Source organism: Microbacterium sp. BR1 (genome assembly GCF_002812725.1).
GTDB lineage: Bacteria > Actinomycetota > Actinomycetes > Actinomycetales > Microbacteriaceae > Microbacterium.
This window is the reverse complement of sequence record NZ_NMUN01000008.1, coordinates 24103-48964: the sequence shown is the minus strand read 5'-3', so window position 1 is coordinate 48964 and position 24862 is coordinate 24103. Positions and strand designations below refer to the sequence as shown.

25 protein-coding genes and 1 pseudogene are annotated in these 24862 nt (G+C 68.8%); 13 read left to right on the top strand and 13 right to left on the bottom strand.

Annotated elements, in window-relative coordinates; translation table 11 throughout:
* A complete protein-coding gene (locus CGU35_RS12980) occupies positions 1-672 on the bottom strand; it encodes a potassium channel family protein (protein WP_100812001.1) in 672 nt (223 codons plus the stop codon).
* Positions 665-2086, bottom strand: a complete 1422-nt coding sequence (locus tag CGU35_RS12975) for a TrkH family potassium uptake protein (protein ID WP_232711305.1) — start codon at positions 2084-2086, stop codon at positions 665-667. Before CGU35_RS12975 ends, CGU35_RS12980 begins: the two co-directional genes overlap by 8 nt.
* An 85-nt stretch (positions 2087-2171) precedes the next feature.
* Here CGU35_RS12975 and CGU35_RS12970 point away from each other — a divergent pair, with 85 nt between their 5' ends.
* From CGU35_RS12970 to CGU35_RS12950, 5 genes are all read left to right on the top strand, one after another.
* Positions 2172-2582: an ArsR/SmtB family transcription factor gene (locus tag CGU35_RS12970; RefSeq protein WP_100812000.1), complete on the top strand. Its 411-nt coding sequence runs from the start codon at positions 2172-2174 to the stop codon at positions 2580-2582.
* A gap of 130 nt (positions 2583-2712) precedes the next feature.
* Positions 2713-2922: a helix-turn-helix domain-containing protein gene (locus CGU35_RS12965; RefSeq protein WP_100811999.1), complete on the top strand. Its 210-nt coding sequence runs from the start codon at positions 2713-2715 to the stop codon at positions 2920-2922.
* A 98-nt stretch (positions 2923-3020) separates the two neighbouring features.
* Positions 3021-3119, top strand: coding sequence for a 30S ribosomal protein bS22 (locus tag CGU35_RS12960; RefSeq protein WP_003792170.1), 99 nt, complete (start codon positions 3021-3023; stop codon positions 3117-3119).
* Positions 3120-3234: 115 nt separating this feature from the next.
* Positions 3235-3528 (top strand): rhodanese-like domain-containing protein, encoded by a 294-nt coding sequence (locus CGU35_RS12955; RefSeq protein ID WP_100811998.1) that lies wholly within the window; start codon positions 3235-3237, stop codon positions 3526-3528.
* Between the two features lie 89 nt (positions 3529-3617).
* Positions 3618-3926: a glutaredoxin family protein gene (locus tag CGU35_RS12950; RefSeq protein WP_100811997.1), complete on the top strand. Its 309-nt coding sequence runs from the start codon at positions 3618-3620 to the stop codon at positions 3924-3926.
* A gap of 13 nt (positions 3927-3939) precedes the next feature.
* Here the strand turns inward: CGU35_RS12950 and CGU35_RS12945 are convergent, their stop codons facing one another.
* The 8 genes and pseudogenes from CGU35_RS12945 to CGU35_RS12910 all read right to left on the bottom strand — a co-directional run bounded on the left by CGU35_RS12945 (position 3940) and on the right by CGU35_RS12910 (position 11708).
* Complete coding sequence (locus CGU35_RS12945) at positions 3940-5046, bottom strand: ABC transporter ATP-binding protein (RefSeq protein ID WP_100812173.1); 1107 nt, start codon at positions 5044-5046, stop codon at positions 3940-3942.
* Complete coding sequence (locus tag CGU35_RS12940) at positions 5040-5840, bottom strand: ABC transporter permease subunit (RefSeq protein WP_100812174.1); 801 nt, start codon at positions 5838-5840, stop codon at positions 5040-5042. Before CGU35_RS12940 ends, CGU35_RS12945 begins: the two co-directional genes overlap by 7 nt.
* A gap of 8 nt (positions 5841-5848) precedes the next feature.
* Complete coding sequence (locus tag CGU35_RS12935; RefSeq protein WP_442923058.1) at positions 5849-6787, bottom strand: ABC transporter permease; 939 nt, start codon at positions 6785-6787, stop codon at positions 5849-5851.
* A complete protein-coding gene (locus CGU35_RS12930; protein ID WP_100811996.1) occupies positions 6784-7932 on the bottom strand; it encodes an ABC transporter substrate-binding protein in 1149 nt (382 codons plus the stop codon). The genes CGU35_RS12935 and CGU35_RS12930 overlap by 4 nt, the downstream gene beginning before the upstream one ends.
* Before the next feature lie 144 nt (positions 7933-8076).
* Positions 8077-8574, bottom strand: coding sequence for a GNAT family N-acetyltransferase (locus CGU35_RS12925; protein ID WP_198519589.1), 498 nt, complete (start codon positions 8572-8574; stop codon positions 8077-8079).
* Positions 8575-8590: 16 nt separating this feature from the next.
* Positions 8591-9934, bottom strand: coding sequence for an aspartate--tRNA(Asn) ligase (gene aspS / locus CGU35_RS12920; RefSeq protein WP_100811995.1), 1344 nt, complete (start codon positions 9932-9934; stop codon positions 8591-8593).
* Positions 9935-10046: 112 nt separating this feature from the next.
* Positions 10047-10288 (bottom strand): annotated as a pseudogene (locus CGU35_RS18830) (M23 family peptidase); the annotation flags it as partial.
* Between the two features lie 7 nt (positions 10289-10295).
* On the bottom strand, positions 10296-11708 hold the full coding sequence (locus CGU35_RS12910; protein WP_100811994.1) for an HNH endonuclease signature motif containing protein: 1413 nt from the start codon (positions 11706-11708) through the stop codon (positions 10296-10298).
* 223 nt (positions 11709-11931) lie between these two features.
* Here CGU35_RS12910 and CGU35_RS12905 point away from each other — a divergent pair, with 223 nt between their 5' ends.
* Genes CGU35_RS12905 through ccsB form a run of 6 tightly spaced genes read left to right on the top strand, consistent with a single transcriptional unit; the run spans position 11932 to position 17395 of the window.
* Complete coding sequence (locus CGU35_RS12905) at positions 11932-12639, top strand: DedA family protein (protein ID WP_100811993.1); 708 nt, start codon at positions 11932-11934, stop codon at positions 12637-12639.
* Between the two features lie 9 nt (positions 12640-12648).
* Positions 12649-13278, top strand: a complete 630-nt coding sequence (locus tag CGU35_RS12900) for a histidine phosphatase family protein (RefSeq protein WP_100811992.1) — start codon at positions 12649-12651, stop codon at positions 13276-13278.
* Positions 13275-13877, top strand: coding sequence for a TlpA family protein disulfide reductase (locus tag CGU35_RS12895; protein ID WP_100811991.1), 603 nt, complete (start codon positions 13275-13277; stop codon positions 13875-13877). Before CGU35_RS12900 ends, CGU35_RS12895 begins: the two co-directional genes overlap by 4 nt.
* Positions 13878-13890: 13 nt before the next feature.
* Positions 13891-14646, top strand: a complete 756-nt coding sequence (locus CGU35_RS12890; protein ID WP_100811990.1) for a cytochrome c biogenesis CcdA family protein — start codon at positions 13891-13893, stop codon at positions 14644-14646.
* Entirely contained in the window at positions 14627-16324 is a 1698-nt protein-coding gene (resB, locus tag CGU35_RS12885; RefSeq protein ID WP_100811989.1) for a cytochrome c biogenesis protein ResB, read from the top strand. Before CGU35_RS12890 ends, resB begins: the two co-directional genes overlap by 20 nt.
* 9 nt (positions 16325-16333) lie before the next feature.
* A complete protein-coding gene (ccsB, locus tag CGU35_RS12880) occupies positions 16334-17395 on the top strand; it encodes a c-type cytochrome biogenesis protein CcsB (RefSeq protein ID WP_100811988.1) in 1062 nt (353 codons plus the stop codon).
* 19 nt (positions 17396-17414) lie between these two features.
* On the opposite strand, the gene CGU35_RS12875 is transcribed toward ccsB, so the two are convergent.
* Both CGU35_RS12875 and CGU35_RS12870 read right to left on the bottom strand, forming a co-directional pair.
* Positions 17415-19388 (bottom strand): YhgE/Pip domain-containing protein, encoded by a 1974-nt coding sequence (locus tag CGU35_RS12875; protein ID WP_100811987.1) that lies wholly within the window; start codon positions 19386-19388, stop codon positions 17415-17417.
* Positions 19385-22171, bottom strand: coding sequence for an efflux RND transporter permease subunit (locus CGU35_RS12870; protein ID WP_100811986.1), 2787 nt, complete (start codon positions 22169-22171; stop codon positions 19385-19387). Before CGU35_RS12870 ends, CGU35_RS12875 begins: the two co-directional genes overlap by 4 nt.
* A 126-nt stretch (positions 22172-22297) precedes the next feature.
* Between CGU35_RS12870 and CGU35_RS12865 the strand changes: the two genes are divergently transcribed.
* Positions 22298-22939, top strand: a complete 642-nt coding sequence (locus CGU35_RS12865; protein WP_100811985.1) for a TetR/AcrR family transcriptional regulator — start codon at positions 22298-22300, stop codon at positions 22937-22939.
* On the opposite strand, the gene CGU35_RS12860 is transcribed toward CGU35_RS12865, so the two are convergent.
* Complete coding sequence (locus CGU35_RS12860; protein ID WP_100811984.1) at positions 22917-23918, bottom strand: o-succinylbenzoate synthase; 1002 nt, start codon at positions 23916-23918, stop codon at positions 22917-22919. The genes CGU35_RS12865 and CGU35_RS12860 overlap by 23 nt on opposite strands.
* 39 nt (positions 23919-23957) lie before the next feature.
* Between CGU35_RS12860 and CGU35_RS12855 the strand changes: the two genes are divergently transcribed.
* Positions 23958-24857 (top strand): 1,4-dihydroxy-2-naphthoyl-CoA synthase, encoded by a 900-nt coding sequence (locus CGU35_RS12855; protein WP_181003313.1) that lies wholly within the window; start codon positions 23958-23960, stop codon positions 24855-24857.
* Positions 24858-24862 lie beyond the last annotated feature (5 nt).

Below are 24862 nucleotides of genomic sequence, written 5' to 3'. Positions count from 1 at the left end.
TCAGCGGTCGAGTGACGCGAAGCGCTCGATGTCGCTGTTGGTGCCCGACACGATGATCAGGTCGTGGTTCGTCACGACCGTGTTGGCCTCGGCGTAGCGGAACGGCTTACCGGGGCTCTTCACGCCCACGACGGTCACGTTGTACTTCGTCCGCACGCCCGACTGGTTCAGGCCGACGCCACGGATGAACCGGGGCGGATACATCTTGGCGAGCACGAAGTCGTCGTCGAAGCGGATGAAGTCGAGCATCCGCCCGCTCACCAGGTGCGCGACGCGCTCGCCCGCCTCGCGCTCGGGGTAGATGACGTGGTTCGCGCCGACCCGCGCGAGGATCTTGCCGTGCGACTGCGAGACCGCCTTCGCCCAGATCTGGGGAACCTTCAGGTCGACGAGGTTCGCGGTGATGAGCACGGATGCCTCGATGCTCGAGCCGACGGCGACGACCGCGACCTGGAAGTCAGCCGCGCCGATCTGCGTGAGCGCGTCGATGTTGCGCGCGTCGGCCTGCACCGTGTGGGTGACCCGCTCGGACCACTTCTGCACGAGGTCGAGGCTCTCGTCGATCGCGAGTACCTCGCGGTCGAGCCGGTCGAGTTCGCCCGCGCAGGCGGCTCCGAATCGGCCGAGGCCGATGACCAGGACGGGCGCGTCGCCGCGGATCTGCTCAACCAACGATGGGCCTTTCCACGGGCAGCGAGTAGAGCTGCGAACGGGATGTCGCGGCCACGGCCGCGGCGAGAGTCACTGTACCAATGCGGCCCATGAAGATGGTGAGGGCCATCACGTAGGCCGCCGGATCGGGAAGGTCCGCCGTCAGTCCCGTCGACAGGCCGACGGTCGCGAATCCGGAGATGACGTCGAAGAGCACCTCGGCGATCGGAGCCTTCGTGATCTGGGCGATCGTGATGGTCGACACCGCGACGATCGTCGCCCCCCACGCGACGACCGACAGCGCAACCCGCTGGACGTCGCTCGGGATGCGTCGGCCGAACGCCTCGACCGAGACGCGCCCCTTCGCCTCGGACCAGACCGCGAGGGCGAGTACGGCGAGTGTCGTGACCTTGATGCCGCCGGCCGTGGACGCCGAGCCGCCGCCGACGAACATGAGCATCGAGCCCACCACGAGCGACGAGCCGTTGAGCTCGCCGATGTCGACGACCGAGAAGCCGCCCGATCGCGTCATCGCCGAGAGGAAGAAGGCCTGGAAGACCGTGTCCCCGGCGTCCATCGATCCGAACGTCTTGGCGTTGTTGTACTCGAGGCCGAGGAACACGAGAGCGCCCGCCACGAAGAGCAACATGGTCGTGATGAGCGTGAGCTTCACGTGCAGCGACCACTTCTTGACGTGCCAGAGGTGCTTCGAGAGGGCGTAGATGACGGGAAAGCCGATGCTGCCGAGGAAGACGCCCATCATCAGCACGGTGAGCACGAGGTAGTCGTCGGCGAACGGCGTGAGCCCGCCCGGGTTGGGGGTGAAGCCCGTGTTCGTGAACGCCATCGCGGCGTAGAAGGGCGCCTCCCACAGAGCATCGAGCGGGGGAACCTTCGCGAGCAGCAGCGAGGGATAGAGCAGGGCCGCGATGACGGCCTCGATGACGAGCGTCGAGATCGCGACGGTGATGAGCAGCTGACCGACCTCGCCGAGGCGGACCGTCTGGCCCTCGTTCACGGGGCCGCCGTGCGCGCGCATCGGGTTGGTGTCGCTCGCGGCGATCAGCTTGGCGCGCAGCCCGAGGCGCTTCGAGATGATCAGGCCGAGGATCGAGGCGAGCGTCAGGACGCCCATTCCGCCGATGTTGACGCCGAGGAAGATGATCCCCTTGCCGATCGGTGACCAGTACGTCGCGATGTCGACGACGGTGAGGCCCGTCACGCAGATCGTCGACACGGCGGTGAAGAGCGCGTCGACGAGGGGCGCCTGCCGGCCGCTGGCGGAGGCGGCGGGAAGCGACAGCAACGCGGTGAAGATCAGGATGAGGGACGCGAAGACGAGGATCGCGAACCGCGCGGGCGACGAGGTGGTGAAGTCGCGCAGCACCTGACCGATGGACGTCAGTGCCCGGGTGGTCGACTGTTTCGTCCACAAGGGCCGCATCCTCGCCATGCAGCCGCCCCCTTCGCGCAGAACCTCCATCATGGTACTCGGGCCCTCGCGCGGCTAACCTATGGGGATGGCGGACATCTTCGACGTGATCGCGGACGGCACACGGCGGGAGATCCTGCAGATCCTGCTCGCTCGTTCCTCTTCGGGGGACGGTGGAACCAGCGTCTCGCAGATCGTTCATGAGCTCGGCGTCAGTCAGCCGACCGTGTCGAAGCACTTGAAAGTGCTGCGCGAGGCGGACCTCGTCACCGTGCGCGAAGAGGGACAGCATCGCTACTACAGCCTGCAGAGCACCCCGCTCGAGACCGTCGACGACTGGCTCGTCCCGTTCTTCATGGACGAGACCGACACCGAGACCCTCGTCCGGATCGGCTCGGGAGGGCTCCCCGAGCCCGCGGCTCACGCGGCGGAGTTCGTCGGCCGGGCCGCTGCATCCGCGAAGCACGCCGTGACGTCGGCGTTCCGCCGCCGCACGTAATCAGCGGCGCGTGTGACGCATCCGACCCGCTCGTCACACCCGTCTCACGAGTCACACGGGTTTACACACGTCTCCCGCCCCCCTAGAGTGTGCTGAGCGTTCGCGTTTGGGGAGAGAGTGGGGCGGTCAGATGGCCGAATTGCCGGACATGCGGTTCTTGACCGTTGCCGAGGTCGCCGAGATCATGCGCGTCTCGAAGATGACGGTCTACCGTCTCGTGCACGCGGGAGAACTCCCCGCGGTGCGTTTCGGTCGTTCCTATCGGGTCCCGGAGCAGGCGGTCACCGAAGCGCTCAGCCGCCCTCTCGACCTGGGCCGTCCCATCGCCGACGTCGGCTGACTGGTAGGCTGTTCCGAAGGCTCTGTTCGCGGGGCCTGTTCCCGGGCCCTCCGCACGCATCGCGGACGGCGCCCACCCCTGACATAGTGAGGTCCTCCGTGGGTTCTGTCATCAAGAAGCGCCGCAAGCGCATGGCGAAGAAGAAGCACCGCAAGCTGCTTCGCAAGACTCGCCACCAGCGCCGCAACAAGAAGTAAGCGGCTCGGGGACTCCGGTCCCCACACGCCGAGCGCCTGTCCCCTGGACGGGCGCTTCGTGTTTGCGCCCCCGGCAGCAGTCATCCGTTCATCTCGAGGCGAAGGACAACCGGCCATGAAGTCGATCACCGTTCAGCAGCTGCACGAGCGCGGCGACGTGCCGCTCATCGATGTGCGCGAAGAAGACGAGTTCGCCGCGGGGCACGTCCCGGGCGCCGTCAACCTCCCCATGTCGAAGTTGGGTGATCTGCTCGACCAGCTGCCCGCCGAGCCGTTCGACGTGATCTGCCAGGCCGGCGGGCGGTCGGCGCGCGTCGTCGAGGCGCTCGAGGCCCGTGGTTACGAGCCGACGAATGTCGAGGGTGGCACGGGCGAGTGGATCGCGGCGGGCTATCCCACCGAGCGGTGAGCGTGTGCTGAGCAAGACCTGATCAAAAGCTGATCCGACGCTATCCACAGCGGCGCCGGGGCATGAGAATCCGTGCCTAGGATGATTTCGTGCCCACAATCACCGTGATCGGCAAGCCCGACTGCCATCTCTGCGACGTCGCAGAAGGGGTCGTCGAGCGCGTGCTCGCCGATCTTCCCGAACGCGTTGCCGATCGGGTGGAGGTCGTCGAGAAGTCGATCCTCGACGATCCGGCACTGTATGAGCAGTGGTGGGAGAAGATCCCCGTGGTGCTCATCGACGATCGCCTGCACGCGCACTGGCGCGTCGCTCCCGATCGGTTGCGTGAGGCACTGCTGGACGCCGACGACAAGAGAGTCGCCGGCGCCCACGCGAGTGCCGAGGAAGTCGCGCTCTAGCGATCGGACCCGATCAGACCGCTATCGGGCGCACCACGACGGGTTCGGGCGCGACCGTCAGGCGAACCGTGTCGTCATACGACAGGCGGTCGGCGGCGGAGTGCTGGACACGCACGAGCTCACCCTCGGATGTCCGCACGAGTGTCCGGCGGAAGCTGCCGAGGAACGTGCTCTCCTGCACGGTGCCCAGCGCGCCCGCGTCCCCGTCGTGGGCGAGGCGCACGTTCTCGGGCCGCAGGAACACGTCGACCGCGCCATCCACGGCCTCCCCCTGCGCCGGCAGTCGCTGACCCCAGAGCTCGACGACGCCACCCCGGACGTCCGCACGCACGGTGCTCGAGAGTCCGACGAACGCGGCGACGTACGGGGTCGCGGGGCGCAGATACAGGTCTTCCGGGGTTCCGACCTGTTCGATCCGTCCCGCGTTCATGACGGCGATCCGGTCGGAGACCGCGAGGGCCTCTTCCTGGTCGTGGGTGACGAAGACGGTCGTCGTACCGAGGCGCAGCTGGATGCGGCGGATCTCGTCGCGCAACTGCACGCGCACCTTCGCGTCGAGCGCCGAGAGCGGCTCGTCGAGCAGGAGCACGCGGGGTTCGGTGACGAGGGCCCGGGCGAGCGCCACGCGCTGCTGCTGACCCCCCGAGAGCTGGTGCGTGTAGCGGTCGCCGAGGTGTCCGAGGCCGACCAGGTCGAGCGCGTCCATCGCGCGGGTTTCTGCGGTGGCTCGGGCGACACCGCGGCGACGTAGCCCGAACGCGACGTTCTCGCGCATCCGCAGGTGCGGGAAGAGCGAGTACGCCTGGAACACCATGCCGATATCGCGCTTGTTGGTCGGGACGCGCGAGACATCCCGGTCTCCGAGCAGAACCGATCCCTCGGTCGCGTTCTCGAGGCCCGCCAGAACGCGCAGGGCCGTGGTCTTGCCGCAGCCGGAGGGCCCCAGCAGCGAGACGAATTCGCCGGGCTTGATGTCGAGGTCGACGCCGTGCAGCACGCGGGTGCTGCCGTAGTCCTTCACGACCCCGCGGAACTCGACGTGGGTTCCCTCGCCGGCGTCGGCCAGCAGCTGGTTGTCCGAGGTGCGGGGCAGGGGGCGGGGAGTGGTGTCGGTCACGATGAGGTCCTTCCCGTACGGGCTCTGCCCGCGCGGCCGATGAGGAGCAAGAGGAGGAAGGCGAACAGCAGCGCCAGCAGCGTGAAGATCGATGCGGCGTAGGCATCGATCCGGTTCACGACGACCAGCGCGGTCTGCAGCACCTGGCGGTTGAGCAGCGACGCGATGGTGTATTCGCCGAGCACGACGGCGACCGAGATGAGGGATGCGGCGAGCAAACCCTGCCGCAGGTTCGGGGCGAGGACGCGCAGCACGACGGTCGGCCACGAAGCACCGAGCGAACGTGCCGCCTCGGAGAGCGTCTTCATGTCGACGGCGTCGATCGAGGCCTGGATCGAACGATAGGCGAACGGCAGCACGGTGATTCCGTACGCGAAGGCGAGAGTCCAGGCGCCCGTGCCGAGCGTGCGTCCGATCTGCAGGTAGATCGGGGTCAGGCCGACGACGAGCACGATCGCGGGGATCGAGATCGGCAGGAGCACGCCGAACTCGAAGGCGGGCCGCAGTCGCGGAAAGCGGAGCGACACGAGGATCATCGTCGGGGCGAGCAACAGCAGCACGATGAGGACCGTGACGACGGCGAGCACGAGCGAATTGCCGAGGCCCGTCCAGATCGGTGCGTAGAGGCGCGCGTTCTCGGGATCGAAGAGAGCCGCCCAGTTGGTCAGCGACAGTCCGCCCGAGGCGTTGTCGCGCAGCGTGTAGAGGAATGTCGACACGAGCGGGATCACGGAGGCAACGCCGACGACGATGCCGATGATCCAGCGCGTCAGGCGCGAGGGCGCGAGGCCGTTCATCGTGCCGCTCATGCTTGCCACCGCGCGGCGCGACTCTGGACGACGGAGTAGGCCCACATCACGATCCCGACGATCACGATCATGCCGAGGGCGAGCGCCCCGGCGAGGTTCTCGCGGCCGAGCACGGTCTCGCTCGTGAGCGCGGTACGGATGCCGAGGGGCACGATCTGCGACCCCTGGCTGGCGAGGGCCGCGGCCGTCGCGTACGACGAGAACGCGTTGGCGAACAGCAGCAGCAGGCTCGCGAGGAACGAGGGGGCGAGCACGGGGATTCCGATCGTGGTCCAGAAGCTCAGGCGGGTGCCGCCGAGCGTGAGGTTGGCCTCGGCCCACTGCGGCTTGAGGGCCGACAGGGCGGGCATGAACGTGATGACCATGAGCGGCACCTGAAAGTAGACGTAGGGGAGGATCAGCCCGGGCAGGGCATACAGCCATCCGCCCTCGGCCAGGTTGATGCCCGTCGCGCCCAGCACGAATTGGGTGATGACGCCCTGCGTGCCGATCGTCGCGATGAAGGCGAAGGCGAGCATGACACCGCCGAACTGGGCGAGCACGCCGGATGCCGCATCCACCGTCGTACGCACGCCGCTGGTCTCGTTCAGACCGAGCATCGCATAGCAGACGAGGGCGCCGAGCACCGCGCCGATGACAGCCGTGAGGAGCGACAGCCAGGTCGAGTTCCAGAACGTCTGCAGGATCACCGGGTCCCCGAGGGCGGCCAGGTTGTCGAAGGTGAAGGCGCCGTCGGAGTCGAAGAGCCCCGATCCGATCGCGAGCACGGTCGGCAGGGCGAGAAAGACCAGGACGTAGACCGCGAACGGTGTCAGGCCGAGCCAGGCCCAGCTGCCGCGGGCGGCCCGCCGCCGGGCCGGAGCGAGAGGCTCCGACCCGGCGGCGGCGTCCGCCAACCCCGTTGCGGGGGCGATGGTCGCTTCGAGAGAGGTCACTGGACCGCCGCGGCCCACTTCTCGCCGAGCAGGGTGCCCGCCTTCGTGCTCTGCTCTTCGGTCGGGACGACCGTGTCGGCGGGTGCCTCGGGCAGCGCGTCGGCCAGCTTCTGGTCGATCGTGCCGGCCTCGATCATGGCCTCCATGCGCACCGGGCGAGCGCCGCCCTTCAGCCACAGGTTCTGCACCTCGTCGCTGTAGAGGAACTCCTGCCACAGGCGAGCTGCGGCCGGGTTGGGTGCGTCGACGTTGATGGCCTGGTTGTAGTAGCCCGCGTAGCCTGTTCCGGGGAAGATGACGACCTCCCAGGCGGGGTTGTCGGCCTTGTGCGAGGCGTTGAGGTAGTCCCAGTCGAAGACGACCGGGGTCTCGCCGCTCGCGATCGTGGCGGTGGTGACGTCGAGCTTGAGCATGTTGCCCGCTGCGTTCAGCTCGGAGAAGAAGTCGATGCCCGGCTGGAAGTCGTCCAGCGTGCCGTCGTTCTGCACCGTCGCGAGGCCCACGGCGGCGAATGCCGCGCCCGCCTGCGTCGGGTCACCGTTGATGGCGACCGAGCCCTTGTAGTCCGAGCCCAGCAGGTCACTGATCTGCTCGGGCGCGTCGAACTTGGACGAGTCGTAGCCGACCGACATGTATCCGCCGTAGTCGCCGACGAACAGGCCCGTCGACTCCTTGAGGGCGTCGGGGATGTCGTCCCACGTCTCGACCTTGTACGGGGCGAAGGCATCCGTGTTCTGGAGGGCGACGGTCAGGCCGATGTCGAACACATCGGGCGCGGTGTCGAGGCCCTTGTTGGTCTCGGCAGCCTGGATCTCTTCGGCACTCGAGACATCCGGCGACTGCTCGTTGATCGTGATCTCGGGGTACTTCTCGGCGAACAGGTCGAGGATCTCACCGTAGTTCGCCCAGTCGCGGGGAAGTGCGATGACGTTGAGCTGGCCCTCGGCGATGGCGGCCGCCTCGAGCTCCTCCATCGTGCCGAAGTCGGCCAGGCTCGTCGCCGTGGCCGCGTCGACGCCACCGGCGGACGAGTCGGTGCCGGAGCCGGATCCGCCGGCGCAGGACGACAGCAGCAGGGCGGCGCTGAGAGCCGCGGTTCCTGCGACGAGCACGCGGCGCATACGCCGCGGGGAGATTGATGACATGCGTGTGTATTCCTCTCGGTGTTCCCGGGCGCTCGGGTAGGGCGCCGAATCGGGGGGACGGGAGGAACGCTAGGAACCGCCGGTTACATAGGGAGCGGTTCCAGGTGAACGGCAGGTGAGGATTGGATGGCGGGGGGACGGTGGCTAACGCGCGCGCTGCAGGCAGATCAGTCGTGGGCGCGGGTCCCACGGTTCCACCCGCTCGAATCCACGCGACTCATACAGGCCGATCGCCGGTCGGCGCCAGTCCCAGACCGACAGGCGAACGGACTCCGGGCACGCGGCGATCGCCGCATCCAGGAGCGCAGCGCCGATGCCGAGGCCGCGCATCTCGGGGTCGGCCCACAGGCGCTTGATCTCGGCAGTCGGGGCGTCAGGCCGCACGACGGCCACTCCGCTTGCGGTCCCGTCGATCTCCGCCAGCAGCGCAAGGTATCCGTCATAGGCCCGAGCAGTTTCGGTGACCTCGGGGAGATAGGTATCGGGGAGGCCGAGGGTGCCGGGCATCTCGGCGAGTCCGCGCTCGGCCTTCTCCTGCTCCGTCTGCACCAGGTAGGCGCGCACGAGTCGACCGACGGTGAACGCGTCTTGCGTCGTCAGATCGGCCGCCCGGATCCGGACGCGGCTCGGTGGTCGGGTCACGAACCCTCCCGCGCTCCTACGGCGCGAGGCGCGTCGGGCCCCGGAAGAGGTACGTGACCTCGCGGATCGACGATTCGCCGAGCAGCAGCATCAGGACGCGGGCGAGGCCCATGCCGAAGCCGCCGTGCGGCGGGGCGCCGTAGCGGAAGAAGTCGAGGTAGAAGTCGAGGTGCTCGGGGTCGAGACCCTTCTCCTTCGCCTGTTCGATCAGGATGTCGACGCGGTGCTCGCGCTGTGCACCCGTCGTGATCTCGACGCCGTTGAACAGCAGGTCGTACGACTTGGTCAGCCCGGTCTCTTCGTCGCGCATGTGGTAGAAAGCGCGGATCTGCGGGTGGTAGTCGGTGACGAACACGAACTGGTGCCCGAAGGTGTCCTGCGCCCACGCGGCGATCTGGCGCTCGCCCTCGGGGTCGAGGTCGCCGTCGGTGCGCGGAACCTCGTAGCCGCGGGCCTTGACGATCTCGAGCGCCTCGGCGAGCGGGACGCGGGGGAACGGGATGGCCGGAACCTGCACCTCGACGCCGAAGAGCTCTTCGATCTCGGCGCCGTGCTTGTCTTTCACGGCCTGGAAGGCGAACTGCAGCAGCTCTTCCTGCATCCGTGCGACGTCTTCGTGCGAGTCGATCCAGCTGATCTCGGCGTCGATCGACGTGAACTCGGTCGCGTGGCGGCTCGTGAACGACGGGTCGGCGCGGAAGGCCGGGGCGATCTCGAAGATCTTGCCGAAGCCGGCGGACTGCGCCATCTGTTTGAAGAACTGGGGGCTCTGGGCGAGGTAGGCCGTCTTGTCTTCGAAGTAGTCGAGCGAGAACAGCTCGGCGTTCGACTCGGACGGGCTCGCCATGAGCTTGGGGGAGTGGATCTCGATGTAGTCGCGTTCGATCCAGTAGGTGCGCATCGCGTGCTCGAGGGTGGTCTGCACGCGGAAGATGAGGTTGTTGCGCCGCTGGCGCAGGTCGAGGAAGCGCCAGTCCATGCGCTTGTCGACGCTCGAGTCGGCCGCGATCGGGGTCTCGGGGTTGGCGGCCGCGGCGATGTCGAGGGTCGCGAGCTTGATCTCGACGCCGCCGAGCTTGACGCGCTCGTCGTGCTTGAGTTCGCCCGTGGCGGTCAGGAAGGTGCCCGTCGCGAGTCCCGAGATCGTCTCGGTGAGGGCGAGGGCAGCGGATGCCTCGGGTGCGGCGTCTTCGGCGAGCTCGCGCGTCGCCGGGTTCACGAGCTGCACGGCGCCGGTCTCGTCACGCAGGATGACGAACTGCACCTTCTTCTGGTCGCGGACGGTCTCGACCCATCCCGAGACCGAAACGGTGCCGTCGGGCAGACCCTGAAGCTGGTTGACCAGTACGCGTTGACTCACGAGGGTCCAGTCTACGGGGGTGTGACATGGTGGCCCGCGGTCACGACCTGGCCGTTACGTGGGAGGGCGCCATGAAAGGTCAGCGGCACGGCGCGGGCGCGGCGGACGTCTTACCGGCGAGTCCGATCCATCCCGCGTTGACCCGACGCCGCTGCGTCAGGGCATAGCCGAGAGAGGGCAGGCCGCGATGGGCCGCGTGGTCGGGCTCGGTCCGGTGTCGTCGACTGGCACGAAGTCGGTCGCGTAAGAACTGGCGAACAAGGGCGTGCCGTGACTGGGCACCCTCGTGGCAGGACTGTTCTGCACGATCCAACGACCCGCAAAGGGGAACGTCAGGTCGATGGGCTCGGTCACTGCATCATCATGTCTGCCGGACGATCCGATCGCGCAACCTTGTGGGGGAGCGGGTGACCGGGCGCCACAGCATCCGGGCATCGATCCAGGAAGGTGCGCGGACTTCGGGTACGCCCCGGTTCATGCGGATCGACCAGCCGTTTCGGTCGATGAATCTGTGGTGATACCAACAGAGCAGCACACCGTTGTCTGTATGAGTGGGACCGCCGAGCGCATGACCCGTCACGTGATGGATTTCGCACCACCCGGCGGGCACTCCGCAGCCGGGGATGATGCATCCGCCGTCCCGCAACGCGATCGCGCGGCGCTGGTAGCGGTTGAACACACGCTCTTCCGTGCCAAGGCGCAGGATGCGACCGTTGTCGCCGAGGGTTACGCGCTGCACCACGCCCGCGCACCCGACGTGCCGGGCCGCGGTGAGCGAGAGGGGCTCGACGGTGCCCTCGGTGTGTGCCCAGCCGTGGCCGGACTCGAGGTCTTCCGACCGGACCGAGACCACCAGGGTGGGGGCCGCGCCGCCGATCGTCGGCAGCTCGCCGCTCACGGCCGCGGCCGCGAGCGCACCGGCGAACGCGTCGTGTTGCTGCTGGGGTCGCCGCCGATCATCGTGAGGCGCGGGAGCATCCGAGGCATCCGCTTCGACGAACCGCACGCCATCGCCCGCGACCTTCGGCGACAGCGAGGCGTCGAAGATGCGCTGCAACTGCGCGGCGACCTCGGGCAGCAGTCGACCCTGGATCGGGACGAGCCCGTCGCGTGCCGGCCCCAGTGTCAGCGCACGCTTCAGCAGCGCCTGGCGTTCGCGCGGCTCGGCGCCGTCCTGGTCGAGCACGACCGCCCATACCCGCGCCTGCACCTTGAGCAGGTCGGCGCACAGGGGAGGGGCGCCATCGGGCCCCTCGCCGCGGGCCCCGGCGGCGAGCACCTGATCGGCCACCAGCAGCGCCTCGCGCGACACCCCTGACACCAGCGACGAGAGCGGTTCGGCCACGGCCAAGACTCCATCGAGCCCGACCTCGCCATCCAACAGCGCCTCGCGCATCGCGGGAAGAGCGGCGGGTTCGAGCTCACCCGAGAACACCGAGCGCCCCCGACGCGTGGCCCGCGCCGCGCGCTCCAGGCGACCAACGGTCTGCGGGCCCAGCCGCGTCGTGCGTTGCACGAACTCGCTCACGCTCCGGCACCCGAGTCGCGCAGTCAACCGCTCTTCGCGCACCACCGATTCGGAGCGCGTCGTGACCTCAGATACGACTTCGATCGCCACGGCATCGACACGGCGTCCGAGCCGCCCGAGCAGCTCGAGCGCGACGGCCTGATCGGCATCGGTTGCCGCGGCCACGAGCCCCTCGCGGTGCACCGCATCAACGACCTCGCCGACCTGCGCGACCAGTTCGCACAGCGTGTCGACGAGGCTTTTCATACCTCAATCCTGCCGAGGGCCACCGACATTGAGAGGGTGTTTTAGGCTGATCAGAAATGAAATAGTTCTCATGTTCGAGGAGTGATTTGGGGTCGTCGTTTCGACTCGCCTTCGACTCGCTCGACGACCGGAGTCTCGCTCACAGAATCCAGACATCCGCGGCCCATAACCTGGATATGACCCACCCCCGACCGAGCACGATCACCGAGCGCGAAGGCACCCGATGACCGCAATCACCGCCGCAGCAACGACCCCCGCAGCCCACGTCTCGGACGGCTCGTGGCTCACCGCCCTCGTCGACTGGTCGGTGTCGCTCATGGAGGTCATCGGTCCGATCGGCGCCGGCATCGCCATCGCCCTCGAGAACGTCTTTCCGCCGCTGCCGAGCGAGGTCATCCTCCCGATGGCGGGGCTGACCGCCAGCCGCGGCACGTTCACCCTCGCCGAGGCGCTGATCTGGACGACCCTCGGATCGATCGTCGGTGCATTCCTGCTCTACGGCATCGGAGCCGTGCTGGGCCTGCCGCGCCTGCGATGGATCGCCGCGAAGGTGCCCTTGCTGCACCCGGAAGACATCGACCGCACCGTCGAATGGTTCCGTCGACACGGCGGCAAGGCGGTTTTCTTCGGACGGATGATCCCGATCTTCCGGAGCCTGATCTCGATCCCCGCGGGGGTCACGCGCATGCCGCTCTGGAAGTTCGGCCTGCTCACCGCTGCGGGCAGCCTGATCTGGAACACGATCTTCGTTCTCGCCGGCTTCTATCTCGGCGAGGCGTGGCCGATCGTCGAGGAGTACACCGGCATCCTGCAATATGTGGTGATCGCCGCCGTCGGCATCGGCGTCGCCTGGTTCCTGTACGTCCGGATCCGGTCCCTCCGTGCCGCTCATAAGATCCGCACAGAGTCCGTACAGAACAGCCCCACGTAGACTGAACGGGTGCCCGCCGACCGCCTCCACCTCGTGCGTCACGGCGAGGTGCACAACCCCACGCGCGTGCTCTATGGGCGTCTTCCGGGGTTCGGGCTGAGCGCCGACGGTCGCCGGATGGCCGCTGATGCGGCGCGCTACGTCAAGGATCTCGACCGACCCCTGGCATCCCTCATCTGCTCACCATTGCAGCGTGCGCGGGAGTCGTCGATTCCGTTCACCGAGCTGTTCGGCTTCGACCCGCTCGTCGATGAGCGGGTGATCGAGCCCACCAACGTCTTCGAGGGGCGCCGCATGAAGCAGGCGCTCGCCAACCCCGCCAACTGGCGGTACCTGCGCCGGCCCGAGATTCCCAGCTGGGGCGAGCCCTACGTCGAAGTCGTCGAGCGGATGCGTTCAGCCATGGACGAGACGTGGGATGCCGTGGAAGGGGGCGACGTCGTGATCGTGTCGCACCAACTGCCGATCTGGGTCACGCACCTCTCGGTCGCGGGGCTGCCCCTGCGGCACGACCCGCGACGTCGGCGCTGCGCGCTGTCGAGCGTGACGAGCTTCGAACGAGTCGGCGATGTCTGGCGCGAGGTGGACTACGCCGAACCGGCCAACACCGCCGGTGCCGTGGATGTGGGAGCGGTATGAACGTGCGACGGATACTGGGCGGGGCTGCGGCGCTCGCGCTCGCGGTGACGCTGGCGGCGTGCACGGGCGGCGGTGACACCCTCGCCGACGAGTATCGCGAGGGCAGCGGCAAGGGCTACATCGCCGGAGACTACGACGTCGTCGAGATCCCCGCCGCCGAGCGTGGCGAGCCGGTCGAGTTCGCGGGCGTGACCGAGCTGGGCGATCCGGTCTCGAACAAGGATTCTGCGGGCGAGGTGCTGGTCGTCAACTTCTGGTACGCCGCGTGCGGCCCGTGCCGCGTCGAGGCGCCGCTGCTCGAGAACGTCTGGCAGGAGTACCAGGGCCAGGATGTCTCGTTCCTCGGCGTCAACACCTATGACCAGGCCGATACGGCCCTGGCGTTCGCCGACAACTATGGCGTCACGTATCCGAGCGTGATCGACATCAACGACAAGAACGTCGGCCTCGCGTTCGCCGATGCGACCCCGATCCAGGCGACCCCGACGACGCTCGTTCTCGACCGCGAGGGTCGCGTCGCGGCCCGCATCATCGGTCAGCTGGAGAGCGAATCGATCCTGTCGACGCTCGTGCGGGATCTGCTCGCGGAGTCGTCATGAATGCGGAGACCCCGTGAATCCCGGGGCCACGATCGTCGATGGCGCCCTGTGGCTCGCGATCCCCGTCGCCCTGGTGGCCGGGCTGGTCTCGTTCCTCTCGCCCTGCGTCCTGCCCCTCGTGCCCGGATACCTGGGCTTCATCGGGGGGTCCGTCGCACCGCGCGGTGCGGGTTCGAGCGGCGCACGGGCGGGCAGAGGCCGCTTGATCGGCGGTGTGCTGCTCTTCATCGCGGGGTTCACGGTCGTCTTCATGACCGTCACCATCCTCGGCGGCGCGGCCGGCCGATTCTTCATCCAGTACGGCGACCTCATCACCCGCATCATGGGTGTCGTCATCATCCTGCTCGGCCTCGTGTTCATCGGCATGTTCGGCGTCGCACAGCGCACGCTCCGTCCGCAGCTGCGCGGAAACGCCGGGCTGATCGGAGCGCCGCTGCTCGGCCTCGCGATGGGCATCGGCTGGACCCCGTGCATCGGCCCGACACTCACGGCCATCGTGTCGGTCTCGTGGAACCTCGGCGACCCGGGCCGCGCCGCCCTGCTCGGCCTGGCGTACTCGGCCGGGCTCGGCATCCCGTTCATCCTGATCGCGCTCGGCCTGGGATGGGCGACGCGGTCGGTCGACTTCCTGCGCCGGCACATCCGGGCCGTCAACATCATCGGGGGCATCATGCTCATCGCGCTCGGCGTACTCATGGTGACCGGCCTGTGGGGTCAGATCATGTCGAGACTCGGGGCGGTGATCAGCGGTGTCGAACTCCCTCTCTGAAACGGAAGCGACGGCATCCGACCCCCTCCGCCCGAGCGATCACGCTGACGGAGCGGCGGATGTCTCGGCCCCGCGCCTCGGTCCGATCGAATGGTTGCGGTGGGCGTGGCGCCAGGTCACGAGCATGCGCACGGCGCTGGTGCTGCTGCTGCTGCTCGCCGTCGCGGCGATCCCCGGGTCGCTCGTGCCGCAGCGCAGCGCAGACCCGAACGGTGTGACGCAGTACTACACCGACCAGCCCGATCTCGCGCCCATCCTCGATGGGCTCAGCCTCTTCGACGTCTACACGTCGCCCTGGTTCTCGGCCATCTACCTGCTGCTCTTCCTGTCGCTGATCGGCTGCGTCATTCCGCGCGCCAAGCATCACGCGAAGGCCCTCATGTCGCGCCCGCCGCGCACACCCGCGCGACTCTCGCGCCTCGCGGACTACGAGACCCGCACGGTCGAGGTCGCGGACGGAGCGGATGCCTCGGCCCAGGCATCCGACGCGATCGCGCTCGCCGCCAGCCAGCTGCGGCGCGGCGGCTATCGCGTCGAGCGAGACGATTCCCGGGGCACCTGGTCGGTCTCGGCGGAGCGTGGATATCTGCGCGAGACCGGAAACCTGGTCTTCCACATCGCCCTCGTCGGGGTGCTGATCGCGGTCGGTTTCGGCGGCGGCTTCGCCTACACGGCGCAGCGCGTGGTCGTCGAGGGGACGACGTTCGTGAACACGTTGACCGACTACTCGTCGTTCAACCCCGGCCGGTTCGTCGACGGCACCGGACTCGCCCCCTACGCGGTCACGCTCGACGAGTTCCAGGTGTCGTATCAGGGCTTCGGCACCAACGCCGTCGGTCAGGCTGGCAATTTCGCCGCGGTCATCACGACGCGCGAGCCCGGCGGCCAGACGAGCGAGGACGCCATCCGCGTCAACCACCCGGTCGATCTGGCGGGCGACAAGCTGTACCTGCTGGGCAACGGCTACGCCCCGACGATCACCGTGCGAGACGCCGAGGGTGTCGTGCGTTACCGCGACTCGCAGCCGTTCCTGCCCCAGGACACGAACATGACGTCGCTCGGCGTGGTGAAGGTCGCGGATGGCTTCCCCGAGCAGCTCGGCATGATCGGATTCTTCTACCCGACGCAGGACGAGCTCACCTCGGGGGCCTACACGTCGACTTTCCCCGACCTGATCAACCCGGTGCTCACCCTCAACGTCTTCCAGGGCGACCTCGGCATCAACGACGGCACACCGCGCTCGGTCTACACGCTCGATGTCGGCGACATGACCCAACTCACGGGCGGATCGACGGGCACCGACTCGATCGAACTGCGTCCGGGCGAGACGGCCGATCTGCCGAACGGACTCGGCACGGTCACGTTCGAGGACGAGTCCGCGACGAGCGCGTCGGATGCCCCGGTCAAGCGCTTCGCGTCGCTGCAGGTGCACCGCGATCCGTCGGCGGTGTGGGTCCTGGTGTTCGCCGTGCTGGCGCTGCTCGGTCTGCTCACGGCGCTGTTCGTGCCGCGTCGACGCGTATGGGTGAAAGCGGCCGTACGCGAGAGCGCCGACGGTCCGCTCATCGACCTCGAGTACGCGGGCCTCGCCCGCGGCGAAGATCCCGCGCTGCGGGGTGCCGTCACGCAGGTCGCGGATCGGCACATCGCGGCATTCGGTGTTCAGCCCCCGACGTAAACTGAGGCCATGCCCGCCGACGAAACGCTCTCACTGGACGCCGTCTCGGTGCTCCTGATCTGGACGGCCATCGCGATCTACGCTCTCGCGTTCATCGCCTATGCCCTCGACCTGGCCCGCCGCTCGGCGGCAGCGGTCGATGCACAGGGGGTGGCGGAATACGCGACGAAGCCCGAGCTGGTCGGTGCGGGCACGCGCCTCGGTTCCGGTGCGCCGGCCCGGCCGGCGGGCTCGGCCCCGACCGGATCGGTGACGGCGCCCCCGCGGAAGCCCCGCCAGATGTGGGCCCGGGTCGGCACGGCCCTGACCGTGCTGGCGTTCCTCTTCCACCTGGGTGCCACCATCACGCGCGGCATCGCGGCCGAGCGGGTGCCGTGGTCGAACATGTACGAGTTCTCGATGACGGGAACCCTGCTGATCGTGGCCGTGTACCTGCTCGTGCTGATCCGCTACGACCTGCGATTCCTCGGCACCTTCATCACGGGCCTGATCGTCATCCTGCTCGCGGGTGTGCTGCTCGGTGGCCTGTACACCGAGGTCGTGCCGTTGATGGACCCGCTGAAGAGCGTGTGGCTCGTCATCCACGTCTTCGTCGCGTCTCTCGGGACCGCCTTCTTCGCGCTCGCGTTCGCGCTGTCGGTCGTGCAGCTCATGCAGGCTCGTCGCGAGCGGCGAGCGGTCGAGGCGGCCCAGGTCGTCGCGGACGGCACCGTCGAGACATCCGCTCGTTCGCCGCGCTTCTTGCGGACCCTGCCGACCGCCGATGCCCTCGAGAGCCTCGCCTACCGCTTCGCGATCGTCGGCTTCATCTTCTGGACGTTCACCCTCATCGCCGGGTCGATCTGGGCGCAGGATGCCTGGGGCCGGTACTGGGGCTTCGACACGAAGGAAGTCTGGACCTTCGTGATCTGGGTCCTGTACGCCGGATACATCCACGCCCGCGCGACGCGCGGCTGGCGCGGCACGCGCTCGGCGTGGCTCGCGATCATCGGCTTCGCGGCCGTCATGTTCAACTTCACGATCGTGAACATGTTCTTCAAGGGACTGCACGCGTACAGCGGTCTGTCGTAGGTCGCCGCGCGCGCACTCGTCAGGCCGGCTGCGCCGCCAGCAGGGCTCGTGCCGACGTGGATCGACGGCGTGCCACGACGACCATGCTCGCGATCAGCGACAGCACGGCCCACGCGGCGAGGCCGACGCATCCGGCGGCCACACCTCCTGCGCTCGTGAGGGCACCGACCATCGCGTGGTACGCCGGGGCGGTCGGGAGCAGCCCTGCGATGGAGGCCAGCGGGCCGGGCACGGTCGAGACGATGCCGGTCGCGAGCGCCAGCACGCCGACGAGCGCCGCGACCCAGCGGCCCGCGCCCCCGAGAACCGCGACGAGCGCCTGGTTGACGGCGGCGAAGGCGATGCCCGCGATGACGGAGACCGCGGCGAACGTCCACCACTGACCCCCGTCGTACGAGGCGGCGAACTGCACCACGATCGCGACGAGCAGGCCCTGGGCGGCGCCGAGCAGGGCCGCGGGCAGGAACGCCCGCAGCGTCAGACGCAGCGAGGACTCGCGTGCGGCGAGGGCGCGGCCGGTCGCGGCGCGCAGGGCGACGAACGTCGCGAGACCGCCGAACCACAGCACCGCCATCGACAGCAGCGGGATCGCGGATGCGCCGAACAGCGACGTCCCCAGGCCTTCTGTGCCGACGGGGTTGCTCAGGACGGTCGCGAGGCTCTTCGCCTCGCTGTCGGTGTAGGTCGGCAGGGCCGCGGTCGCCTGGTCGAGACCGTCCGCGAGCGATGACGCTCCGGTCGCGAGGGAGCCGACGCCGTCGACGAGGGACTGGGCCCCCACGCCGAGCTGTTCGGCCCCGGTCGCGAGCTGGGCGGTTCCGTTCTGGAGCCCGCGCGCACCGTTCGCGCTCGAAGTCGTGCCGTCGGCGAGCTGGTTGAGTCCGGACGACAGGCTCGTCGCACCCGCGGCGGACTGGCGCAGTCCCTGGACGACGGGCGACGTCGGGCCGGTGATCTGACCGACCCCTGCCGCGGTGCCGGCGGCTGCGGGCACGAGTTGGTCGACATACGCGTCGGTCGTGCCCGAGCTCACGAGAGCCTGCTGCAGCGATGTGCAGAACGCCCCCGAGGCGCCAGACGTCCCGCAGTCCGCGACGAGCTGGCTGAGGGCGGCCGTCGTCGCGGCGCTCTGTCCATCGACCGCGGTGGCGAGCTGCGAGGCCCCGTTCGCGGCCTGCGACAGCTGCGTCCCCGCGAGGTTGTCGGCGATCTGCGTCACCCCCGAGCCGATGCCGGCGGCCCCGCCCGACGAGCTGCGGATGCCGCCGGTGATCGTGTCGAGGCCACCCGCGAGTTGCGCAGCACCCGTGGATGCCGAGCTGGCGCCCGAGGCGAGCTCGGTCGCGCCGCCGGGCAGAGCCGCGCCGCCCTGGGCCGCCTGGGTGGCGCCGTCGGCGAGCTGCCGGGCGCCGCTCGCCGCCTGTCCGATCTGGTCGGACAGCGTGGTGAAGCTCAGGAAGACGTTCTCGAGCGTCAGCGTCGAGATCTGCTCGCCCATGACGGTCGCGGCCGTCTGCGTGACCTGCGCGGTGATCGCGTCGTCGACCAGCAGCGACTCGGATGACGTCGCCACCTCGATCACGGCCTTCTCTGGCGTGGTGGCCGCGGGGTCGGCGAGCGCCTGACCGGACGAGGTCGCCGCGGCCGAGAACCCGGACGGGATCGTCACGACCGCGTCGTACGTCCCGTCGGCGAGGCCCTTCGCCGCATCCTCGTCGTTCGAGAGCACCCAGCTGAGGTTCGAGTCGAGGTCATCGGAACCCTCGACGAGTCCGGCCGACAGCTGGCGTCCGAGGGGCGTGTACTGGCCGTTGACGGTGACGGGTTCGTCGTCGTTCACGATGGCGGCGCTCATCTCGTTCAGCCGCTCGGTCGGGTTGTAGAGCGCGGTGACGAGGATGCCTCCCAGCACGGCCGGCAGCAGCAGCACCCCCAGCACGGTCAGCCAGGTCACGGGGCGTCGCGAGCGCGCGCGCTCGATGGGCAGGGTCATGCGTTCACCTCGTTCGAGCTCGTGCGAGCCTCGTTCGTCGTCAGGGTCAGTCCGGTCACGTCGGGGCGTCGCGCCTCGGCGAGGAGTGCGAGCGCGGCCGGTTCGCGCCGTGCGGAAACCACCAGCGTCAGACGTCCGTCGGGGGAGCGGTCGGCGGCGTCACGCAGGAGGGCGGATGCCTGGTCTCGTTCGGCATCGCCGATCACGGCATCGAGTCCGTCGATCACGACGAGGCGCGGCGATCCGGCCAGGGCTCGCCGCAGTTCGGCCAGCGGGTCATCCCTGTCGGTGAGGAGCGCGACGCCCACGTGCGAGCGCACCCAGGCACTCCGTCCGGGCAGGAGGTGCCCGCACACCTTGAGGAGCCCGTCGCTCGGCGCGAGGCGTCCGGCGATCGTGAGCAGCACGCTGCGCGCGGCGATCGGCTCGGTCGACGACACCACGAGGGTCTGGCCGGGCTCGAGGCGCAGGTCGACACCCGCGAACAGGACGCGGTCCTCCTCGACGAGCGAGAGGTCCTCGGCGACGGCGACGGCGGTCGTCTCGGGCTCGGGCCAGTCCGCGTAGGCGATCTCGCGACGCACGGCGTCGCCCTCGATGTCGATGTGCGGCAGAGCACGGTCGAGCCAGCGCGGAATCCACCAGGCCTTGTCGCCCAGCAGTGTCATGACGGCGGGGATCAGCGTCATGCGCACGAGGAACGCGTCGATCGCGATACCCGCGGCGAGCCCGAGCGCGATCGGCTTGATCGAGGTGTCACCCTCGGGCACGAACGCGGCGAAGACGGCGAACATGATCAGGCCGGCCGCGGTCACGACTCGTGCGGACGCGGTGAATCCCGAGCGGACGGCGGCGATCGCGGTCGCCCGGTCGGCGCGTCCACGCCGCTCGCGCGAGGCGTGCACGAAGTCTTCGCGCATGCGGGTCACGAGGAACACCTGGTAGTCCATCGCGAGCCCGAACAGCACGCCCATCAGCACGATGGGCATGAAGCTGATCACGGGTCCCGTGCGGGTGATGTGCAGCAGATCGGCGAACCAGCCCCACTCGAACACGGCCGCGACGATGCCGAAGGCGGCGGCGACCGAGAGCAGGTACCCGAGCGCCGCCGTGAGCGGCACGGCGATCGAGCGGAACACGAGCATCAGCAGGATGAACGAGAGCCCGACGACGAAGAGCGCGAAGGGGAGCAGCGCCGAACCGAGTCGATCCGAGATGTCGATCGCGACGGCGGTGAACCCGGTGACCTTGAGGTCGACACCGTACGTCTCCAGCAGGTGGTCGTGCTGTGCGCGCAGGTCGCGTACGAGCTGTGCGGTTGCCGGGTCATCCGGTGCCGTGGTCGGGATGATCTGGATGATGCCCGTATCGGCCGTTTGGTTGGGGGTCGCGAGCGCGATCGTGTCGACCCCGGGGATCTTCTCGATCTCGGCGGCGAGGTCCTTCATCAGGGCGACGGGGTCGGTCGAGGTGACGATCGTGCCCGTCATGATCAGCGGGCCGTTGAACCCCGGCCCGAACTCCTCGGCGATCAGGTCGTAGCTCTTGCGTGCCTCGGACGACTCCGGCAGCATCCCGGCGTTCGGGAGCGCGAGCGCGAGCTGCGTCGCGGGGATCGCGGTGATGCCGAGGCCCACGATCAGCGCTACGGTCGTGATGATCGGATGCCGCGTCACGCCGCCGACCCAACGCTGCGCGAATCCACGGGGCACGCGGGCCGGGCCCGACCGGCGTGCGCGCGGTGCGCGGACCCGGGGCATCCGTCCGCGCACACGACCCCGGACGAAGCCCAGCAGGGCGGGGGTCAGCGTCAGGGCGACGAGCACCGCGATGGCCACGGCGACGGCGGCCGCGATCCCCATCGTCGTGAGGAACGGAATGTTCGCGAACGACAGGCCGATCAGGGCGATGAGCACCGTGATGCCGGCGAAGACGACGGCAGAACCGGCCGTGCCCGTCGCGCGCGCCACCGATTCTTCGGGATCGATCCCCGACCGCACCTGGTCTTGATGTCGCGCGACGATGAAGAGCGCGTAGTCGATACCCACGGCGAGCCCGAGCATCAGGGCGAGGAGAGGGGTCGTCGACGAGATGGTCGTGAAGACCGTGGCGAACAGGATCAACGCCATCGACAGGGCCACGCCGATCAGGGCGGTGACGAGGGGAAGTCCGGCGACCAGGAATGACCGGAACGTCACGATCAGCACGAGCAGGGCGATCAGGATGCCGACGGCCTCGGTGATCGTCACCCCCGGCACGGAGGTCGAGAACAGGTCCCCGCCCAGTTCGGCCTCGGAGCCCGCGGGAAGTTCGTCGCGCAGATCGGCGACGACGTTGGTGAGTTCTTCGCGCGTTTGGGCCGAGACATCCGTCGCCTGACCGTTGAACTGCAGCCGCACGATCGCCGCCGACGCGTTCTCGGTGACGAGTCCCGAAACGGCCTCGTTGAAAGGATCGGTGACGGCGAGCACGCCGTCGACGTCTTCGAGCTGGGTGATGGAGGCCTTGATGTCGTCGAGATACGGGGCCTGGTCGACGCGGTCGCCGTCCGCCGCCACGACGATGAACTGCGCGCTCGTGCCGCTCGCCTGGGGGAACGTGCGGCTCAGTTGCGCGAGGCCCTCTTGCGCCTCGGTCCCGGGGATCGAGAAGGTGTTATCGGTGCCCTGGCCGAGCAGGATGGCCCCGGCGCCGCCGATGCCGAGCAGCAGAAGCCACGTGATCAGCACCCGCCAGCCGTGACGGTACGACCAGCGTCCCAGCGAATAGAGCAGAGTGGACACACGGCCTCCAGGGCGTTCGAACGGTCATATCGATACGCCGATGTATCCGATACATAGGTGTATCGTAATTGCTCTCGCGGATGCAAGGCTGTGGGGCGGGTGTGAGGATTCTCGAAGGGAGCGCGCATGGGTGATGCGGTGGCGACCACGCGCCGAAGAGAAGCGACCCGGCAGCGGCTGCTCGACGCGGCGGCGCAGGTGTTCGCCGAAGTGGGCCTGGACGCGGCATCCGTCGAGGCCGTCTGCGAACGCGCGGGCTACACCCGTGGCGCCTTCTACTCCAACTTCGAGTCCAAGGAGGAGCTCTTCCTCGAGCTCGCGGGACGCGTCGCGCGCGAGCGCGTCGCCGCGGTACGTGCGCGGGTGGGCGAGCTCGAGAGCGCGCACGCCCCGTCTGCGGTCTCCACGGACGCCTTCTCGATCATCCAGGGTGTGCTCGACGTCTCGAACGACGATCGGCTCGGTGTGCTGCTCATGAGTGAGATCCGCATCCACGCGCTCCGCAATCGCGCGCTCGCCGACGCCTACCTGGCCCAGGAGGCCGAGATGGTCGCGAGCGTCGCGCAGATCGTGGCCGACATCGTGCGTGCGCGTCGACTCGTGCTGCGGGTACCGGCGGACGAGGCGGCACGGCTCATGCTCATGGCGTGGGAGAGTGCCTCGGTGCGTTCCGTCATGACCGGTCTCGACTACGAGCGGTTGTGCCGACACACGAGTGCCGAGCTGGCCAAGGTGGCGCAACTCATCATCGCTCCCGACGAGTCCTGAGCGTCGCGAGGCACCGTTCGAGACGCTCGAGCCACCAGTCGCGCCGCTCGGGTGCCGCCGCCAGCCGCTCGAGCGCGTCGGCGTCGGGACGGATGCGCCCCACGGCGATCGCGCCATCGCGCATCGGGAGGGTCGCGACATCCGTCTCGAAGAGTGCGGACGTGCCCAGTCCACAGTCGTAATCGAGGTCGGGGAGGGCCGCAGCGAGGGCGACGCCCATGGACAGTCCGATCGCGGTGTCGAGCGCGCTCGACACGACGACCGGTAGCCCCGCTCGCTCGACGATGTCGAGGGCGCGACGGATGCCGCCGAGCGGCTGGGCCTTGATGACCAGGAGGTCGGCAGCTCCGGCGCGCGCGACCGCGACCGGATCCTCGGCCTTGCGCACACTCTCGTCCGCCGCGATCGGGATGTCGAGATAGCGGATGCGCTCGCGCAGTTGCACGAGCTCGTCGATCGAGGCGCACGGTTGCTCGATGTATTCGAGATCGAACTCGGCGAGGGAGTGCACGGCGTGTTCGGCCTCGTCGACGTTCCAGCCGCCGTTCGCGTCCACGCGGATGCGCCCCTCGGCACCGAGCTCGTGCCGCACGGCGCGCACCCGCTCGACGTCGTCGGCGAGCCGCTGCCCGGGTTCCGAGACCTTGATCTTGGCGGTGCGGATTCCCGGAAAGCGGGCGAGGACTTCGGGAACGGATGCCGCGGGCACGGCCGGGATCGTCGCGTTGACCAAGATCTCGGCCCGACGCGGGGCGGGCGGCTCGTTCCAGCCGTAGTCGAGCGCCGCCTCGAGCCAGGTCGCGGCCTCGTCGTCGTCGTACTCGGCGAAGGGCGAGAACTCCGCCCAGCCGGCGGTTCCCTCGATCAGCATCGCCTCGCGCACGTCCAGGCCACGGAAGCGGACGCGCAGGGGGAGTGCGACGACGACGGCGCGTTCGCGGAGGTCGTCGAACGAGGGGAGGGGCGATGCATCCGTCATGACCCCATCTTGCTCCTGTGGGTGCCTAGGCTGAGTCTCATGGTCTCGGAGATCTTCGATCCGGCTGAGTGGCGCCTCGCGCCCGGCGCGGACGCCTACACGGACATCACGGCGCACGTCTCGGTCGACGGACGCATCGCGCGGGTCGCGTTCAACCGGCCCGAGGTGCGCAACGCGTTCCGACCGCGCACGGTCGATGAGCTCTACCGTGCGCTCGACGCGGCACGCCAGGACCCGAAGATCGGCGTCGTGCTGCTGACGGGCAACGGACCGAGCCCGAAGGACGGCGGCTGGGCGTTCTGTTCGGGTGGCGACCAGCGCATCCGTGGCCGCGATGGGTACAAGTACTCGGAAGACGAGACATCCGTCACCGATCCGGCCCGCGTGGGACGCCTGCACATCCTCGAGGTGCAGCGACTCATCCGGTTCATGCCGAAGGTCGTCATCGCGGTCGTGCCCGGGTGGGCGGCCGGCGGCGGACACAGTCTGCACGTCATCTGCGACCTGACGATCGCGAGCGCCGAGCACGGAAAGTTCAAGCAGACCGACGCGGATGTCGGATCGTTCGACGCGGGCTACGGCAGCGCCTACTTCGCCAAGCAGGTCGGGCAGAAGGTCGCCCGCGAGGTCTTCTTCCTCGCCGAGGAGTACTCCGCCGAGCGGGGGCGCGAGATGGGCACGGTCAACAGGGTCGTGCCGCATGCCGACCTGGAGCGCGAGGCTCTCGCGATGGCCCGGACGATCCTCGGCAAGTCGCCGACGTCGATCCGCATGCTGAAGTTCGCGATGAACGCTGTCGATGACGGCCTGGTCGGGCAGCAGCTCTTCGCGGGCGAGGCGACGCGGCTCGCCTACGGAACGGACGAGGCCGTCGAGGGGCGCGATGCGTTCCTCGAGCGTCGCGAGCCCGACTGGGCTCCGTACCCCTGGCAGTTCTAGGCCCC

Coding starts and splice junctions, on each gene's coding strand:
- CGU35_RS12860 (WP_100811984.1), bottom strand. CDS start 23,918: ATGACGGATGCATCGCCCCTCCCCTCGTTCGACGACCTCCGCGAACGC.
- ccsB (WP_100811988.1), top strand. CDS start 16,334: ATGCCCGCCGACGAAACGCTCTCACTGGACGCCGTCTCGGTGCTCCTG.
- CGU35_RS12955 (WP_100811998.1), top strand. CDS start 3,235: ATGAAGTCGATCACCGTTCAGCAGCTGCACGAGCGCGGCGACGTGCCG.
- CGU35_RS12865 (WP_100811985.1), top strand. CDS start 22,298: ATGGGTGATGCGGTGGCGACCACGCGCCGAAGAGAAGCGACCCGGCAG.
- CGU35_RS12895 (WP_100811991.1), top strand. CDS start 13,275: ATGAACGTGCGACGGATACTGGGCGGGGCTGCGGCGCTCGCGCTCGCG.
- CGU35_RS12875 (WP_100811987.1), bottom strand. CDS start 19,388: ATGACCCTGCCCATCGAGCGCGCGCGCTCGCGACGCCCCGTGACCTGG.
- CGU35_RS12930 (WP_100811996.1), bottom strand. CDS start 7,932: ATGTCATCAATCTCCCCGCGGCGTATGCGCCGCGTGCTCGTCGCAGGA.
- CGU35_RS12970 (WP_100812000.1), top strand. CDS start 2,172: ATGGCGGACATCTTCGACGTGATCGCGGACGGCACACGGCGGGAGATC.
- CGU35_RS12905 (WP_100811993.1), top strand. CDS start 11,932: ATGACCGCAATCACCGCCGCAGCAACGACCCCCGCAGCCCACGTCTCG.
- CGU35_RS12965 (WP_100811999.1), top strand. CDS start 2,713: ATGGCCGAATTGCCGGACATGCGGTTCTTGACCGTTGCCGAGGTCGCC.
- CGU35_RS12855 (WP_181003313.1), top strand. CDS start 23,958: ATGGTCTCGGAGATCTTCGATCCGGCTGAGTGGCGCCTCGCGCCCGGC.
- CGU35_RS12940 (WP_100812174.1), bottom strand. CDS start 5,840: ATGAACGGCCTCGCGCCCTCGCGCCTGACGCGCTGGATCATCGGCATC.
- CGU35_RS12910 (WP_100811994.1), bottom strand. CDS start 11,708: ATGAAAAGCCTCGTCGACACGCTGTGCGAACTGGTCGCGCAGGTCGGC.